Source organism: Pseudomonas sp. PA1(2017), from assembly GCF_001945375.1.
GTDB lineage: Bacteria > Pseudomonadota > Gammaproteobacteria > Pseudomonadales > Pseudomonadaceae > Aquipseudomonas.
Genome location: NZ_MSXU01000015.1, coordinates 609955 through 611000 on the forward strand (window position 1 = coordinate 609955; position 1046 = coordinate 611000).

At 59.8% G+C, this 1046-nt stretch carries 1 protein-coding gene; it reads right to left on the reverse strand.

Going from position 1 to position 1046, the window contains the following annotated elements:
- The coding region (locus BVH01_RS25060) for a hemagglutinin repeat-containing protein (RefSeq protein WP_256562826.1) at nt 1-1046 on the reverse strand (1046 nt) is incomplete at both ends.

The window sequence follows — 1046 nt, forward strand, 5'->3', positions numbered from 1 at the left end:
GTTTGAGGTTGCCGGTGTTGGAGGCAATCAGTGCGCCATCGAGCTGCGTGTGCTCTTCGGTGCGGATGTCCAGACGATCACGCGCGACAATACGGGTTTGGTTTTCCACCCACTCGGTAGAGCCCGTGGTTTCGCCGTAGCCAACCGAAGCACTGAAACCGGCTCCGGGGCCGAATGTAGCGGTAGCGCTGACATCGAATTCCCTGCCTTTGACTTTCCCCGTATCAGGGAGTGAGGTCACGGTTAGATCACGCCCTACACGGCCAATGACTTCGTCGCCACTCAGCTGGGCCCCGCCGATGGCGGTATCTCGGCCACTGGTGAAGTTCAGGCGATCACCGGCATACAGATAGGCTTCCTGCTGGCGCTGACCTTCGCGTTCAAGATCGCCCTTGCCGACGTTGACGCTGACATACACACCAACGCCCTCGGAGCCGAAGGTCAAGCCAACTTCGCCACCGCCGCTGCGGCGAGTGCTTTCGCTATGGCTGGCATTCTGAGCGGCACTGAGCTTGAGGTCGTTACCGGCCTTGAGGTCGATATCGCGCCCTGCCTGAACCTGCGTACCAATCAGGTTCAGGTCATTGCGGGCATTGAGGTTGACGTCACGTTCGGCATTGAGCACCGCGGCACTGGCGGTTCCCTGGCTGCCCTCTTCACCCGCTACGCCACGACTGCCGCCGATACCGACTTTGAAACCTCCGCTCGTGCCGCCAACAATTCCACCTTTACCCTGGCTCTGCTGGCTGTCATAGCTTTGCTCGCCACGGGCGACATCAAGCACGATGTCCCGGCCAGTGACATTGATGTCACGCCCGGAATGGAACTGAGCGCCACGTACCTGAACGTCATTACCTGCTTCCAGGTTGATGTCGTTACCCGCTTCCAACGTCGAAGCGCGATTTCCAACCACAGTCTGACTGACGCTCTGGCGTTGGCTGGTACTACCGAAGTGCGCATCGAACGTTGGCCCAGCCAGGAACTGGCTGACGGAGTCCACCGCCTTGAGCGTGCTCGATGCCTGGCTGACAGTGTTCTCACCTTTG